Here is a 12,802-nt window from a genome sequence, read left to right as displayed (position 1 = left end):
ATGCATTACCATGAATAGATGGTAAAGTCCGCATGAACTTATTAGCACAACTAATGAATTGGAAAGACATCCGCCATGGCACAGACCAACTTCAACGACATACTCGCCTTCGTGGCCGTGGCCCGCGAAGGCAGTTTTACTCGGGCGGCGGCCAAGCTGGGCGTGTCGCAGTCGGCGCTGAGCCAGACCGTGCGGGCGCTGGAGGAACGGCTCGACTTGCGCCTGCTGGTGCGCACCACGCGCAGCGTCTCGCCCACGGAGGCGGGCGAGCAGCTGCTGCGCACGGTGGCGCCCCGCTTCGACGAGATCGAGGCGGAACTGGCCCTGCTCAGCGCACGGCGCGACAAGCCGGCCGGCAACATCCGCATCAGCGCGGGCGAGCATTCGGCACTGACGGTGCTGCAGCCGGCCATCGCCCGCCTGCTGCCCCACTACCCGGACATCCACATCGAAGTCATCGTCGACAACGGCATGACCGACATCGTGGCCGCGCGCTGCGACGCGGGCGTGCGCCTGGGCGAGCAAGTGGCCAAGGACATGATCGCCATGCCCATCGGTCCCGATTTCCGCATGGCCATCGTTGCCTCGCCAGCCTATTTCAGCCGGAATCCGCCGCCCGTCACGCCGCAGGACTTGATGGCGCACAATTGCATCAACATGCGCCTGCCCACCTTGGGCGGCCTGTTTGCCTGGGAATTTGCCAAGGATGGGCAGGAACTGAAGGTACGCGTGGAAGGTCAGATGATCTATAACAACATGGCCATGCGTTTGCATTCGGCGCTCGATGGCCTGGGCCTGGCCTGCATGCCGGAAGATGTGGTGCTGCCCTACGTGGCCGATGGCCGCCTGGTCCGCGTGCTGGACGACTGGTGCCCCGCGTACGCGGGCTACAAGCTGTATTACCCGAGCCGGCGCCACCCGTCGCCCGCGTTTACCTTGCTGCTCGACACCTTGCGCTATCCCCGCGTTTGAGCCAGCGCAATCGTCCACCGGGCGTGGACAGTCGCCAAACGAACATGCGTTTACCGTGCGGCGGCGCAGGACTATAGTGGCTACTTTCCCACCTGTTCAAGGATCGCCATGAAACTCTTTTATTCGCCGGGCGCCTGCTCGCAGGCGCCGCACATCATCCTGCGCGAAACGGGCACGCCATTTACCCTGGTCAAGGTCGACCTGGGGCAGCACCGGACGCAGGAAGGCGGCAATTACTACGAACTCAACCCGAAAGGCCAGGTGCCGCTGCTGGCGCTCGCCGATGGAACGACCTTGAGCGAAGGCCCCGTCATCGCCCAGTACATCGCGGAACAGGCTGGCCGGCAGGACTTGCTGCCGTCCGTGGGCAGTTTTGCCCGCTACAAGGTGCTGGAATGGCAGAACTACATCACGTCCGAGCTGCATAAATCGTTCAGTCCCCTGTTCGATCCGCGCATCGACGCGGCCGCCAAGGCCTTGTTCGTCGAGCAACTGGGCAAGAAATACAAATGGGTGGACAGCCGCCTGGAAGGCCGGGCCTACCTGACGGGCGACACGTTCACGGTCGCCGACGCCTATCTGTTCGTCATCACGGGCTGGGCGCCAGGCGTGGGCGTGGACTTGTCCGCGCTGGCGCATGTGCAAGCCTTCCTGGCCCGCGTAGCCCAGCGCGACAGCGTCAAGGCGGCTTTGGAAGCGGAAGGACTGGGCAAGGCGGCTTGAGCGCCATCGCCCGGTGCACGGCTCACGTCTTTTCCGACTTGCCGTGCATCACCATGATGGTTTGCTGCATCAGCGCGCACAGGGTTTCCTTGCCATCGCGCACGGCGAATACTTCGGCTTGCGTGACGATCAGGGTGCGCCCCGGGCGCACCACCTTGCCGCGCGCGATCAGTTTCTCGCCATCGGCGGGCGCCAGCAGGTTCATCTTGTATTCCACCGTCAGCACGGATGCGCCGTCGGCCACCATGGTCATGGCCGCGTAGCCGGCGGCCGAGTCCGCGATCATGCCCACCACGCCGCCATGCACGAAACCGTGCTGCTGCTCGATGCCGCGCCAGTGCGGCACGTGGATTTCCGTGCTGCCGTGGCTGACCACAGGCAGGCTGGCCTGGATCAGGGTCATGGCGTTTTGCAGATCGAAACTGGCGCGGACTTTCTCGGCGAAGTGCGGGTCGGGCAGACGGGACGTGCTCATGGGCTGTGCGCTTTCAAGGGGAGAACGCCTTACTGTACCCGCTTATGCCCGTTCGCACCATGTCGCGGCGCCCGCCAGCTTGCACGGCGGATGCGGTAGTATCACCATGTCGACACATGATCCCTCCTCCTGCCCCCGCGAAAGGTCCGCCATGGAAGAAGAATACGAAGTACCCAGCCCCCATGAGCACGCCGTGGAAGAGGCGACGGAGAGGGAGCGCGATGGCCTGACGCAGAAAATCGCCCTGATGACGGCCATCCTCGCCACCATCGGCGCCCTGATCAGCTACCAGAGCGGCAATGCGCAGAACGAGGCCATGTTCCTGAAGAACGAGAGCATCCTGAAGCAGGCGCAGGCAAGCGACCAGTGGGCCTTGTACCAGGCGAAGTCGACGAAGGGCCATATCGCCGAAGCGACGGCCGCGCTGGCCAGCGTACCCGAGGTGCGGGCCCGCTTCCTGGCGGAACAGGCGCGGCAGGAACGGGAAAAGCCCCTGGTGCAGGCGCAGGCGCGCCAGCTGGAAGAGCAGTCGAGGAAGCTGGGCGAGGCATCGGAAGCCAAGCTGCGCCCGCACGAACGGCTGGCCATGGCCCTGACCTTCATCCAGATTGCCGTGGCGCTGGCCGCCATCACCGTGCTGACGCGGCGGCGCTGGCTGCTGTGGGGCTCGGTGGGCGCGGCGGCGGCCGGCATACTGGCGGCCGGCAGCGCCTTCCTGCTGTAGCGGCAGGCGGGGTCAGGCGGGCGGCAGGACGCCGCTCCAGCCTGGCAAATAGCGCGCCTGCTGGCTGCGCGCCAGCTTCATGGCCTGCGCCAGTGCCTTGGGGAAATTTTTCTGCAGGCTGGCGGGCGCGATGCGGCTGCGCAAGAAATCGGCCCACAGGAATTCGCTGAACGGCGTCACGTCCTTGGCGTAGCCGCCCGCGCTGCGCAATTCGCCGGCCAGGCTGCGGTAGGGATCGTCGTGCAAGCCGCTCAGGTGCCGGGGGATGGCGGAAAAATCGCGGCGCAAGCCTTCGCTGTCGTACGGGTGCACCCACTGGTGGTGGTCCATCACATGCCAGAAGTGCAGCGGCTCCAGCCAGGACAAATCCTTGAGGATCATCAAACTGACGCTTTTCACGCCTTCCTGGTGCAGCGCCAGGCCGAAATGGTGGTGGTCGACGATGTAGTGGCGCCCTTCCGGACCGATAATGCTGGGAAACCAGTGGTCGGCCAGCGCCGCCGCCCGCGCCTTCCGGCCCAGGCTGGCCCAATGCGCGCGCTTGAGCGCCACCTCGGCCATGCCCACCGTGATTTGCGTGGGCAGCAGCTTGTTCAGCCGTCCCTTGACCAGTTGCGGTTTCGCGCTTGTCATACCGTCTCCCAGATGCATGGCCTGGCCGCCAGCGTAGCATAGTCGCCGCTACTTTTCAGGCGCGGCGCAGCCCAGCAGGCGCACGGCCTCGGCCACGCTCAACTCACTGAGCAGCAGCGCTGGCCCCGCCTGGGCAGCCAGCATGTCGCGCAGCGCCAGTTGCAGCACGGCGCACGCCGGCTCCTTCAGCCGCGCCAGCGCCAGGGCCAGCCCCCGCTGGCGCGCAAACGCGGCAAAGTCACGCAAGGCTTCGACGCTGCTGCCATCGAGGTCGGGCGACTCTTCCAGGCTGAGGATCACCTTGCGCAGCGGACCGGACCGCTCTTCCAGCATGGCGCGCGCCAGGTGCAGGCTGCGCTCGGCATTGACGAAGAACAAGGGTTCATCGAGGCGCAGGATCAACGTGTCGGGCTGCGCGCGGGCCGCCGGGTACAAGGCCAGCTTCACGTAATCGTGGCTGTCGCCCAGCCGGCCCAGCACGGACAGGCCCGGCCGCGACAGGCGGCGCAGCATCAGCAGCAGGCTCATGGCGATGGCTGCCAGCAAGCCGTCGAGTACGCCGAACAGCAGCACGCCGGCAATGGCCGCCAGCGCCAGCAGGCGGTCGCGGCGCCAGGTGAAATAAGGCCGCAAGGAAACAGGGTTCAGGGTATGGCTGACGGCATGGATGACCACGGCAGCCAGCACGGGCACGGGAATCAGGGCCACCAGCGGCAGCAGGGTCAGCACGATGACGCCCACGACGGCGGCCGCCACCAGCCCCGCCAGGCGCGAGGTGGCGCCGGCCGCCTCGTTGGCGGAGGTGGCCGAATAGCCGGCGCCCACCGGCATGGCCTGGAACAGGCCCGCCGCCACGTTCGCCGCGCCCAGCGCCAGCAAGTCGCGCTCGGGCGCCACGGCGTCGCCATGCTTCAAGGCAAAACTGCGGATGGCGCCATACGATTCCGCATACAGGATCAGCGCCAGCGCAAACGCCAGCTCGGCCAGGCGCGTCCATTCCTCCTGCGTCAGGCGCGGCAGGACAGGCATGGCCAGGCGCACATCGATGGCGCCCACCAGGGCCACGCCATGGCGCGGCAAGTCCAGCCATTGCCCGGCGGCGATGCCCAGCGCGATGACGATCAGGCCGGCAGGCCAGCGCTGCAGCCGCCGCAGCAGGAACAGCGACAGCAGCGCCGCCGCGCACAGGCCGGCGCCGCTCCCGTTCCACTGCCCTTCGCCTGCCAGCAGGCCCGCCAGCAGATGCGGCACGTCGCCGTGCGCCGGCTGCACGCCCAGTACGCCGGGCAACTGTTTCACGATGATCACGATGGCCAGGCCGAAGGAAAAGCCCCGCAGCACGGGCTTGGCGATGAATTCCGTGATGCTGCCCAGCCTGGCCAGCCAGGCCAGCAGGAAAAATGCCCCCGTCAATATCACCAGTCCCGCCATCAGCATCAGCCGGTGCCCCGCCGTGCCGCCCGGCATGGATGCCATGGCGGCGGCCAGCACGGCGGCCGAGGACGACGTGGCCGAGACGATGGCAAAGCGGCTCGTGCCCAGCACGCCGTAGCACAGCAAGCCCGCAAACAGGGCCAGGATGCCCGCCTGGGGCGCCATGTTGCCGATGCTGGCATACGCCACCGCTTCCGGCAGCAGCAGGCCGGCAATCGACAGGCCGGCGCTGGCATCTTGCCAGCGGTTCATTTGCGTCGCAGCCGATGCGCTCATGGAAGCTCCTGGTGGGTGGCGCCGGTCCGCGCCATGATGCGGTAAAACGGCGGCATGCAGGCTTACGGCGCTGCCGCGCCGTCCACTTCCGACACTTTCCTGCCGGCGCGGAAGATGGAATAGATCACGGCACCGACGCGCTCATACGGCACGTCCGGCTGCGTGCGCAAGGCAACGCTGGCAATGTGCTCCTCGGACAGGACGGCCAGCATCTCGTCCACCGTGTGGACGCGCCGGCCCGCCACGGTAATGTCTTCCTTGCCCAGCATGACCACGGGCGGCGGTGGCGGCACGCTGGCGCAAGCCTCCAGGCACAGCAGCAATGCCGCCGCGCTTCCCGCATGGACGAATCTGCACATGTTTTTCCCCTTTTCCTGCAGCTTACAGGCGCGGGACTGGCGCCGCAACAGGCGCCGACTACCGCCGGCACCCCGCGCCGTGCGAAAATGCCCGCCTTCGCCATTGCCGGATTCTGCCCATGCCGCACGCTGCCCTCGCTACCCCTGCTACCCTTTCCGGGCGTGACGCGCGCCGCATCGCGCGCCATGCGCCGGCCGCCGACGCCGCCCGCTTCCTGCATCCGGCCCAGCAAGCCTTGCTGCACCGGCGCGGCTGGCTGACGATGCTGGCGCCGCGCGGCGCGGGCGGAGCCGAGCTGCCCTTGCCGCAAGTGGTGCGCCTGGAGGAAGCCGTGGCCGCCGTCGACGGCAGCATGGGCTGGGTGCTGACCCTGTGCGCGGGCGCGGGATGGTTTGCGGGCTTCCTGGCGCCCGACATGGCGCGGGCCATCATCGGCACGCCCCGCGTCTGCCTGGGCGGCAGCGGCGCGGCCACCGGTGATGCGGAAGAGGAAGGCGACGGCTACCGCATCACGGGCAGCTGGGACTACGCCAGCGGCGCGCCGATGGCGACCCACTTCACGCTGAACGCCCGGCTGCGGCGCGATGGCCAGCCCCTGCTCGATGCAGATGGCAAGCCGCGCATCCGCGCCTTCCTCGTGCCCGCCGCCCTGGTGCAGCTGGTGCCCTCGTGGAACAGCATCGGCATGCGCGCCAGCGCCTCGCACAGCTACCGCATCGACGGTCAATGGGTTGCCAAGGAGCACGGTTTCACCATCGATCCTTCGGCCGCGACGGCCGGCGGCCCCCTGTACCGCTATCCGTTCTATTCGCTGGCCTACGTAACCCTGGCCGCCAACGTGGCCGGCATGGCCAGCCATTTCATGCAGCTGGCCGAAGAAGGCATGCGCCACCGCCGCCATGCGCGCGCCGGCTTGCCGCTGCTCGATGTGCCGGAAGTGGCCGCCATGCTGCAAGCCAGGAAACAAGCGTTCACATCCGCCCGCACCCGCTTCTATGCCGTGCTGGACGACAGCTGGGCGCAGGTGGCGGGCGGCGCGGCGCTCGGCGCGGATGCCATGCAAGCCGTGCAGGACCGTTCGCTGGACCTGGTCGCCGCATGCCGCGCGGCCGTCGGTGATGTGTATCCGTATTGCGGCCTGTACGCGGCCCGCGAAGACAGCGCCATCAACCGCGTGTGGCGCGATTTCCACACGGCCAGCCAGCATGCGCTGCTGCTGCCGTAATCTGCCTGAACGCCCGGCGCGGCATCGTCATTGAGCGCCTTGGCGGGGATAGCTATCGTCCGCCACCTGTTCCAGCCACGTCACCGCCGTGCCATCTTGCGCCTCGGCAATAGCGACGTGCTGCATGGCGGACGTGGCCGTCGCGCCATGCCAGTGCTTGACGCCGGGCGGTATCCACGCCACGTCGCCCACGGCCAGCGCCTGCAGCGGGCCCTGCCAGTGCTGCACCCAGCCCTGGCCTTCCGTGACGATCAGAGTCTGGCCCAGCGGATGCGTATGCCATGCCGTGCGGGCGCCGGGCGCGAAGGTGACGATGGCGCCGCCCACGCGGGCCGGCGCCAGACGCTGGAACCGGGCGTCGACTGCGACCTTCCCCGTGAAATAGGCGGCGTCGCCCATGCTGGCCGGCATGGCGGCGGCGCGCGTGACGGTGACGGCGGCGGACGCGGCCCCGGCGGGCAGGCAAAGCGGCAAGAGTGCCGCGGCGTATCGGTGCATGTAGATATCCTTTCTTGCCGCGCGGGGCGGCGGTCGTTATTTGCGGAAGACTTCTTTCGCCACGGCCAGCGCCGAGACGGCGTTCGGCCAGCCCGCATAGAAGGCCAGGTGGGTGATCGCCTCGACCAGCTCGTCCTCCGTCAAGCCGTTCTGGCGCGCCAGCAGCAGGTGCGATTTCAGCTGCTCGGGACGGTGCATGGTCACCAGCGCGCTGACGGTCACCAGGCTGCGGTCGCGTTTGGACAGCTGGGGACGCTCCCAGATGTCGCCGTACAGCACCTTGTCCGTGAGGTCGGCCATCTTCGGCGCAAGGTCCCCCATCAATTGCTGCGCGCGCGAGGGCGGCTTGCTCTGCGCATCCAGCGTTTGCGCTGGCGCAAAGACGGGCAGCGCCAGGCAGGCCGCCAGGAAGCCCGCTTTCATGCCGTTCAAGAAAACGCCCATCACGCCCCCAGGTGCTGGCGAAAGAAGGCGTCCAGCCTGGCCAGCGACTGCGCGATATGGGGCGGCCGATCGTACAGGTCCACGTGCGAGGCGCCGGGCACGACAAACAGTTCCTTCGGCTGCGCCGCCCTGGCGTACGCATCCTCGCTGAAATATGCCGAGACGGCGCGCTCGCCCACGATCATCAGCAACGGGCGCGGCGCGATCGTCTCGATCTGCGCGAACGGGAAGAAATTCATCATCAGCGCCAGGCTCGTCAAGGCGTACAAGCTGGTCGAGTGCGGGTGCTGGCCCCGGGGCGTGGCGTAATAGTCGAGGAATTCGCGCACGATTTCCGGCGCGTCCGGCCCGGCCGACTCGGGCAGCGCGCGGATGTCGCGCCGCGGCTCGCCGCGCGCCTCGCGCGTGCGCTGCTCGCCGACCTCGGCCAAGGTCTTCATGCGCTGCTCGTAGGTGAGCGTGTCGCCCAGCCCCTGGCGGCGCGCGCGGCCCATGTCGTACATGCTGACGGTGGCGATGGCCTGGATGCGGTGGTCGACCTGCGCCGCGCTGACGGCATAGCCGCCGCCACCGCAAATGCCCAGCACGCCGATGCGCGCCGGGTCCACGGCCGGATGATTGCTGAAGAAATCCACGCAGGCGCTGTAATCGCCCACGCGCGTGCCCGGCACTTCCGTGTAGCGGGGCAAGCCGCTGCTGTCGCCGTAATGCGAAGCGTCGAACGCCAGGGTCACATAGCCCAGTTCCGCCAGTTTTTGCGCGTGCAAGCCGGCCGTCTGTTCCTTCACGCCGCCGAACGGGTGGCCGATGACGATGGCGGGATATTTTTTGGCCGCATCGAATCCGGCTGGCGTGAACAGGTTGGCCGCGATGACCGTCTGCGCGCTGGTGTTGGGGAACGCGACGCGTTCGATAGCGACGCCGTTGCGCCGGGGATGGCCCACGACCATGGGCCGGGTGGGCGCGGACGCCGGCCCTTGCGCCTGGGCCGCGCCTGCCAGGGCCATGCCGGCGCCGCCGGCCACCATGGCCAGCGAGGTGTTCAGGAAGGTGCGCCGCTGCAGCTGGGGAACTTCATCACGCATCTGTATTTTCCTTGTAAACATTGATATGGAACAAGCCGCGTACGAGGCACGCTTGTGGCAGATCAAGCGTACCCGCCCTCGCCCACCGTGAATAGACAGGCAAATCCACTAAAGTCTATAAGTACAGCTTATGAATGGCGCCACCGGCCAGCCGTGCCTGACAGCAAAGGCAGCCGGGCGCCATGCGGCCTGGATTGCCTGATAAGATGGGGACATTGCTACTTCCCGCTCCCCTATCCATGCACGTCAACACGCTCAGCAGCCTGGCGCAACTTTTGGCCAGCGCCGAAACGGAAACCCTGGCTTTTCCCACCAGCATCAATACGGCCCTGCTCCTGCAAAAGGAACTGGCCAACCCGGATTGCCACTCGGCCGACATCAGCCGCTTGCTGCTGTGCGAACCGACCTTGTCGGCGCGCGCCGTGGCGCTGGCCAATTCGGCCCTGTTCTCGCCCGGCCAGGCGCCCGCCATCACCAGCGTACGCGCCGCCGTCGAGCGGCTGGGCCACCGCAACCTGTATGCGCTGGTGACGGCGGCCGTCATCCGCCAGCTGAACGCGGGCATCCGCGACGAAGCCTTGCGCGCCCGCGCCACCCAGCTGTGGGCGCACACCGTGCACGTGGCGGCGCTGGCGCACGGGCTGGCCACAACCGTCACGCAGACGGATGCCGATACGGCGCTGTTCGCCGGCATCGTGCATGAAGTGGCCGGCTTTTATTTGCTGGCCCAGGCCGACAAGACTCCGGGCCTGTACGCCCAGCTGGAAACGCAGATGGCATCCACGCTGGAAGTAATCGGCCGCGCGCTGATGCGCCAGCTGGGCGTGCCGCTGCCGGTGGCCGACGCCATCAACGCCTTGCCCGGCTCGACCATCATGCTGCCGCCCGAGGGCTTGCGCGACACCCTGCTGCTGGCCAAGGCGCTCTCTCCCGTCCCGTCGCCGCTGCCGCAGGCCGGCGTCACCGTCAGCGAGGCGCTGCAAACCTATCTGGAACACGATCCCGTGCTGCAGGCGCTGCGCACGCAGCCGTCGGCCGAAGCGAAGGGCCTGATCGAGGTACTGCTCAGCTGATGGCCGATCTGCTATGATGGCGCGAGCCGGGATGGACCCGGTCCGCTTTCATTGATGCTCACTGGAAAACTGCCTTGACTACCTCCTTACGCATGCTCGGCCTGGCCGCAGCTCTGACCATGGCGTGCAACGCCAACGCCGACAGCTTCGTTTCCTCGGCCTCCAGCGCCGGTTCCCAGTCGAGCGGCAGCATTTCCGATTCGCTCAACGGTTCGAGCAACAGCTCTTCGCGCGACAACAAGGTGGCCAATGGCCCCTACCGCATCATCGACGTGGCCGCCGTGCCGGGCCGCGCCGGCATGACGCGTTTGACCATGCAGGCCGACGCCACGGCCACGCCGCTGGTGCTGGACTTGCCGCAAGCGGCGCTCGACAAGCAGCAGCTGGCGCAGGGCGACGTGGTGCATGCGCAAAACCGCGCCTACGGCATCGAATTCTCGCGCAACGACACGCGCGCCGCCTTCTTCCTCGTGCTGGCCGACGACTGGTACGGCGAAATGGCCACGCGTCCCGTCAGCCTTTGATTTTGCGCAAACTGGCGCCGCTGCTGGCCGGCTGCGCCGCACTCGTCCTGGCTGGCGCCGCCCAGGCGGGCACCTCCATGTCCTCCTCGCGCTTTTGCGACCGCGCCCAGGAACTCACGGCCACGGAACAGGACCGGCTCTTGCGCTTTGCCGCCGTCGTGCGCGAAGAACTGGCCGCCAGCGAAGGCAGCGTGGCCCTGATCAGCCGCTCCGGCCTGGACCTGGCCCGCTTCGGCATCCGCTATTCGCACGCCGCGCTGGCCTGGCGCCACGACAATGACAGCGGCTGGTCCGCGCGCCAGCTGTACTACGCCTGCGACGAAGGCCGCCCGCGTATCTTCGACCAGGGCACGGCCGGTTTCGCCATGGGCACGGAAAACCCGGCGCTCGGCTACATCTCGCTCGTGAAATTGCCGGCCGAAACCGTGCCGCCCCTGCGCCGCGCCCTGCTCGACCCCGTGCGCGTGCAACAGTTGCTGGCGGGCCGCTACAGCGCCAACGCGTATGCTTTCAATTTGACATACCAGAATTGCAATCAGTGGGTGGTGGAAATGCTGGCCTCGGCCTGGGGCGAACTGGCGGCAGGCGGCGACTTGCGCGCCCGCGCCCAGGACTGGCTGCGCGCCGCACCATATGCGCCCGCCCCCGTCGACGTGGGTGCGCGCTGGCTGATGCTCGGCTCCATCTTCGTGCCCCTCGTGCACATGGATGACCACCCGCCTGAGGCAATTCGCTCGATGCAGCTGGCGGTGAGCCTGCCGGCCAGCCTGGAAGCGTTCGCGCGCCAGCGCCTGCCCGCCAGCGAACGCGTGGAAATCTGCCACGACGGCAAGCAGGTGGTGGTGCACCGGGGCTGGGAACCGATCGCCGACGGCTGCGTGCCCGGCGCAAACGACCGGGTCATCGCCCTCGACGACACCTGGCGTCCCCAGGCAGACTAAGCGGCCAGGGCCGCTTCGACGTGATCCAGCAGGCGCGCTGATTCAAGCCCCTGACCCATCCGGCGGGCCACCTCGCCGCACGCCAGCCTGACTTCGGGCGCGGCCAGCAGGCGCGCCAGCTGCCGCTGCATGCGCCCGGCAGACAAGCGCCTGGCCAGCAAGACTTCCCCCACACCGAGCCGTTTGGCGCGCCAGCCATTGTCGAACTGGTCGTACGCGAACGGCACGATCAGTTGCGGGATGCCCGCGCGGAAGGCGTCCGCGCTGGTGCCGATGCCGCCGTGGTGCACCACGGCCGCCACGCGCGGCAACAGCGCCGCGAACGGCACGTACGCCTGCCACATGACGCTGGGGGGCAAGTGCTGCGGCACCTGCGCCGCATGGGACGTGAGGAACAGGCCGCGCCGTCCCAGCCGCCGCAACACGTCCAGGGCGATGCTGAAATAGCGCTGCGCGTGCTGGTGACCGGTACCGGGCGTAAACACGATGGGCGGCTCGCCCTCGCCCAGAAAACGTTCCAGTTCCGCTGGCAGCGCTACGGCGCCAGGCATGGCGGCGGCGGTGAAATCGGCTTGCGCGAAGTGCGGCGGCCAGTCCGCCTGCGGCGCGGCGAACCAGGCGGGAAACAGTCCCAGCGAGGCGTCCGGCGCGGCCAGCATGTGTCCAAAAAAATGCGCTTCCGGCGGCAAGCCGTGCTGCGCGCGCGCGCCGTTCAGTCCAGGCAGCAGCACCGGGTCGATCATGGCGCGGTGGATCATGCGCCACAGGGCCTGGCGCCAGGCCAGCGGCACCCACGCGGGAATGCGCAGCGAACCTGCCGTCAGGAAATCATGGCTGCTGCACAGGTTCGATGGCGCGAGATACGCCGCGACGATGCGCAAGTCCGGGCGCACGGAACGCGCCAGGGCCGCCATCGGCACGAGGATGGGATGGCACAGCACCACGCAAGCCTCATCGGCCGGCAAGCCTTGCACGATGTCGCGCACGGCGCCCAGGTGCGGCACGAGGCCGTTCCACACCACGCCCCAGCCCTTGCGTTCATCCCACAGGCCGGGGTTGCCCAGCATGGCCTGCCCCTCTTCCGCGCTGCCGAAGGTACGATACGGCAACTTTGACGCCTGCGCGGCCGCTTCCTGCCAGCCCGGCACCAGCAGCAGCACGCGCCGGCCCCGTTGCTGCAAGCCCTGCGCCAGCGCGATAAACGGCTGCATGTCGCCGCCGGTGCCGCTGCTGGCGATGATGACGAGCGGAGATGGATCAGCCATGCAGCCATCCGTGCCTGGCGGCAATTTTCAGCGGGAAATCAAGCAAGAACGAGGGGTGCATGGGCATCTTTCCTAGTTGAAACACCCAACGATAGTAAGCGATTAACGTTAGCATTTCAATCAATTATTGAGCGCGGCACGGCGCCATGC

The 12,802-nt window shown here is 67.7% G+C and carries 15 protein-coding genes; 7 read left to right on the top strand and 8 right to left on the bottom strand.

Features of this window, described 5'->3' with window-relative positions; all coding sequences use genetic code 11:
* Positions 1–75 precede the first annotated feature (75 nt).
* Both O3299_RS05110 and gstA read left to right on the top strand, forming a co-directional pair.
* Entirely contained in the window at positions 76–972 is an 897-nt protein-coding gene (locus O3299_RS05110) for a LysR family transcriptional regulator (RefSeq protein WP_289909565.1), read from the top strand.
* Between the two features lie 108 nt (positions 973–1,080).
* Positions 1,081–1,695 (top strand): glutathione transferase GstA, encoded by a 615-nt coding sequence (gstA, locus tag O3299_RS05105; protein WP_305061643.1) that lies wholly within the window; start codon positions 1,081–1,083, stop codon positions 1,693–1,695.
* 22 nt (positions 1,696–1,717) lie between these two features.
* Here the strand turns inward: gstA and O3299_RS05100 are convergent, their stop codons facing one another.
* Positions 1,718–2,170, bottom strand: coding sequence for a PaaI family thioesterase (locus tag O3299_RS05100; RefSeq protein ID WP_099664278.1), 453 nt, complete (start codon positions 2,168–2,170; stop codon positions 1,718–1,720).
* A gap of 151 nt (positions 2,171–2,321) precedes the next feature.
* Here O3299_RS05100 and O3299_RS05095 point away from each other — a divergent pair, with 151 nt between their 5' ends.
* Positions 2,322–2,894 carry a DUF4337 domain-containing protein gene (locus O3299_RS05095; protein ID WP_305055225.1) on the top strand — a complete coding sequence of 191 codons (573 nt, stop codon included), beginning with the start codon at positions 2,322–2,324 and terminating at the stop codon, positions 2,892–2,894.
* 12 nt (positions 2,895–2,906) lie between these two features.
* On the opposite strand, the gene O3299_RS05090 is transcribed toward O3299_RS05095, so the two are convergent.
* The 3 genes from O3299_RS05090 to O3299_RS05080 form a co-directional block, all read right to left on the bottom strand.
* Positions 2,907–3,527, bottom strand: a complete 621-nt coding sequence (locus tag O3299_RS05090; RefSeq protein WP_289915463.1) for a ParB-like protein — start codon at positions 3,525–3,527, stop codon at positions 2,907–2,909.
* Between the two features lie 48 nt (positions 3,528–3,575).
* Positions 3,576–5,237, bottom strand: a complete 1,662-nt coding sequence (locus tag O3299_RS05085; RefSeq protein WP_305061642.1) for a SulP family inorganic anion transporter — start codon at positions 5,235–5,237, stop codon at positions 3,576–3,578.
* A gap of 62 nt (positions 5,238–5,299) precedes the next feature.
* Positions 5,300–5,596 (bottom strand): hypothetical protein, encoded by a 297-nt coding sequence (locus tag O3299_RS05080; RefSeq protein WP_305061641.1) that lies wholly within the window; start codon positions 5,594–5,596, stop codon positions 5,300–5,302.
* Positions 5,597–5,715: 119 nt separating this feature from the next.
* On the opposite strand from O3299_RS05080, the gene O3299_RS05075 reads away from it, so the two are divergent.
* On the top strand, positions 5,716–6,822 hold the full coding sequence (locus O3299_RS05075) for an acyl-CoA dehydrogenase (RefSeq protein ID WP_305061640.1): 1,107 nt from the start codon (positions 5,716–5,718) through the stop codon (positions 6,820–6,822).
* 27 nt (positions 6,823–6,849) lie between these two features.
* Here the strand turns inward: O3299_RS05075 and O3299_RS05070 are convergent, their stop codons facing one another.
* Genes O3299_RS05070 through O3299_RS05060 form a run of 3 tightly spaced genes read right to left on the bottom strand, consistent with a single transcriptional unit; the run spans position 6,850 to position 8,849 of the window.
* Positions 6,850–7,320: a cupin domain-containing protein gene (locus O3299_RS05070; RefSeq protein WP_305061639.1), complete on the bottom strand. Its 471-nt coding sequence runs from the start codon at positions 7,318–7,320 to the stop codon at positions 6,850–6,852.
* Between the two features lie 36 nt (positions 7,321–7,356).
* Positions 7,357–7,743 (bottom strand): carboxymuconolactone decarboxylase family protein, encoded by a 387-nt coding sequence (locus tag O3299_RS05065; RefSeq protein ID WP_305062946.1) that lies wholly within the window; start codon positions 7,741–7,743, stop codon positions 7,357–7,359.
* Positions 7,744–7,763: 20 nt separating this feature from the next.
* A complete protein-coding gene (locus O3299_RS05060; RefSeq protein WP_305061638.1) occupies positions 7,764–8,849 on the bottom strand; it encodes an alpha/beta hydrolase in 1,086 nt (361 codons plus the stop codon).
* A gap of 206 nt (positions 8,850–9,055) precedes the next feature.
* On the opposite strand from O3299_RS05060, the gene O3299_RS05055 reads away from it, so the two are divergent.
* The 3 genes from O3299_RS05055 (at position 9,056) to O3299_RS05045 (ending at position 11,387) form a co-directional block, all read left to right on the top strand.
* Positions 9,056–9,922, top strand: coding sequence for an HDOD domain-containing protein (locus tag O3299_RS05055; RefSeq protein ID WP_305061637.1), 867 nt, complete (start codon positions 9,056–9,058; stop codon positions 9,920–9,922).
* Between the two features lie 92 nt (positions 9,923–10,014).
* Positions 10,015–10,446 carry a hypothetical protein gene (locus O3299_RS05050; protein WP_099664287.1) on the top strand — a complete coding sequence of 144 codons (432 nt, stop codon included), beginning with the start codon at positions 10,015–10,017 and terminating at the stop codon, positions 10,444–10,446.
* Positions 10,443–11,387, top strand: coding sequence for a DUF2145 domain-containing protein (locus O3299_RS05045; protein WP_305061636.1), 945 nt, complete (start codon positions 10,443–10,445; stop codon positions 11,385–11,387). Before O3299_RS05050 ends, O3299_RS05045 begins: the two co-directional genes overlap by 4 nt.
* Here O3299_RS05045 and O3299_RS05040 read toward each other — a convergent pair.
* Positions 11,384–12,652, bottom strand: a complete 1,269-nt coding sequence (locus tag O3299_RS05040; protein ID WP_305061635.1) for a nucleotide disphospho-sugar-binding domain-containing protein — start codon at positions 12,650–12,652, stop codon at positions 11,384–11,386. The genes O3299_RS05045 and O3299_RS05040 overlap by 4 nt on opposite strands.
* Positions 12,653–12,802: the final 150 nt, after the last annotated feature.

The organism is Janthinobacterium sp. SUN176 (assembly GCF_030587335.1).
GTDB lineage: Bacteria > Pseudomonadota > Gammaproteobacteria > Burkholderiales > Burkholderiaceae_D > Janthinobacterium > Janthinobacterium kumbetense.
The sequence above is the reverse complement of the archived record's forward strand: the minus strand, read 5'-3'. Positions and strand labels throughout refer to the sequence as shown.

What these genes read in the sequence shown, in the direction of transcription:
- O3299_RS05100 (WP_099664278.1), bottom strand. Translation starts at nt 2,170, where the DNA reads ATGAGCACGTCCCGTCTGCCCGACCCGCACTTCGCCGAGAAAGTCCGC.
- O3299_RS05095 (WP_305055225.1), top strand. Translation starts at nt 2,322, where the DNA reads ATGGAAGAAGAATACGAAGTACCCAGCCCCCATGAGCACGCCGTGGAA.
- O3299_RS05075 (WP_305061640.1), top strand. Translation starts at nt 5,716, where the DNA reads ATGCCGCACGCTGCCCTCGCTACCCCTGCTACCCTTTCCGGGCGTGAC.
- O3299_RS05090 (WP_289915463.1), bottom strand. Translation starts at nt 3,527, where the DNA reads ATGACAAGCGCGAAACCGCAACTGGTCAAGGGACGGCTGAACAAGCTG.
- O3299_RS05065 (WP_305062946.1), bottom strand. Translation starts at nt 7,743, where the DNA reads ATGAAAGCGGGCTTCCTGGCGGCCTGCCTGGCGCTGCCCGTCTTTGCG.
- O3299_RS05080 (WP_305061641.1), bottom strand. Translation starts at nt 5,596, where the DNA reads ATGTGCAGATTCGTCCATGCGGGAAGCGCGGCGGCATTGCTGCTGTGC.
- O3299_RS05055 (WP_305061637.1), top strand. Translation starts at nt 9,056, where the DNA reads ATGGGGACATTGCTACTTCCCGCTCCCCTATCCATGCACGTCAACACG.
- O3299_RS05040 (WP_305061635.1), bottom strand. Translation starts at nt 12,652, where the DNA reads ATGGCTGATCCATCTCCGCTCGTCATCATCGCCAGCAGCGGCACCGGC.
- gstA (WP_305061643.1), top strand. Translation starts at nt 1,081, where the DNA reads ATGAAACTCTTTTATTCGCCGGGCGCCTGCTCGCAGGCGCCGCACATC.
- O3299_RS05110 (WP_289909565.1), top strand. Translation starts at nt 76, where the DNA reads ATGGCACAGACCAACTTCAACGACATACTCGCCTTCGTGGCCGTGGCC.
- O3299_RS05060 (WP_305061638.1), bottom strand. Translation starts at nt 8,849, where the DNA reads ATGCGTGATGAAGTTCCCCAGCTGCAGCGGCGCACCTTCCTGAACACC.
- O3299_RS05070 (WP_305061639.1), bottom strand. Translation starts at nt 7,320, where the DNA reads ATGCACCGATACGCCGCGGCACTCTTGCCGCTTTGCCTGCCCGCCGGG.
- O3299_RS05050 (WP_099664287.1), top strand. Translation starts at nt 10,015, where the DNA reads ATGCTCGGCCTGGCCGCAGCTCTGACCATGGCGTGCAACGCCAACGCC.
- O3299_RS05085 (WP_305061642.1), bottom strand. Translation starts at nt 5,237, where the DNA reads ATGAGCGCATCGGCTGCGACGCAAATGAACCGCTGGCAAGATGCCAGC.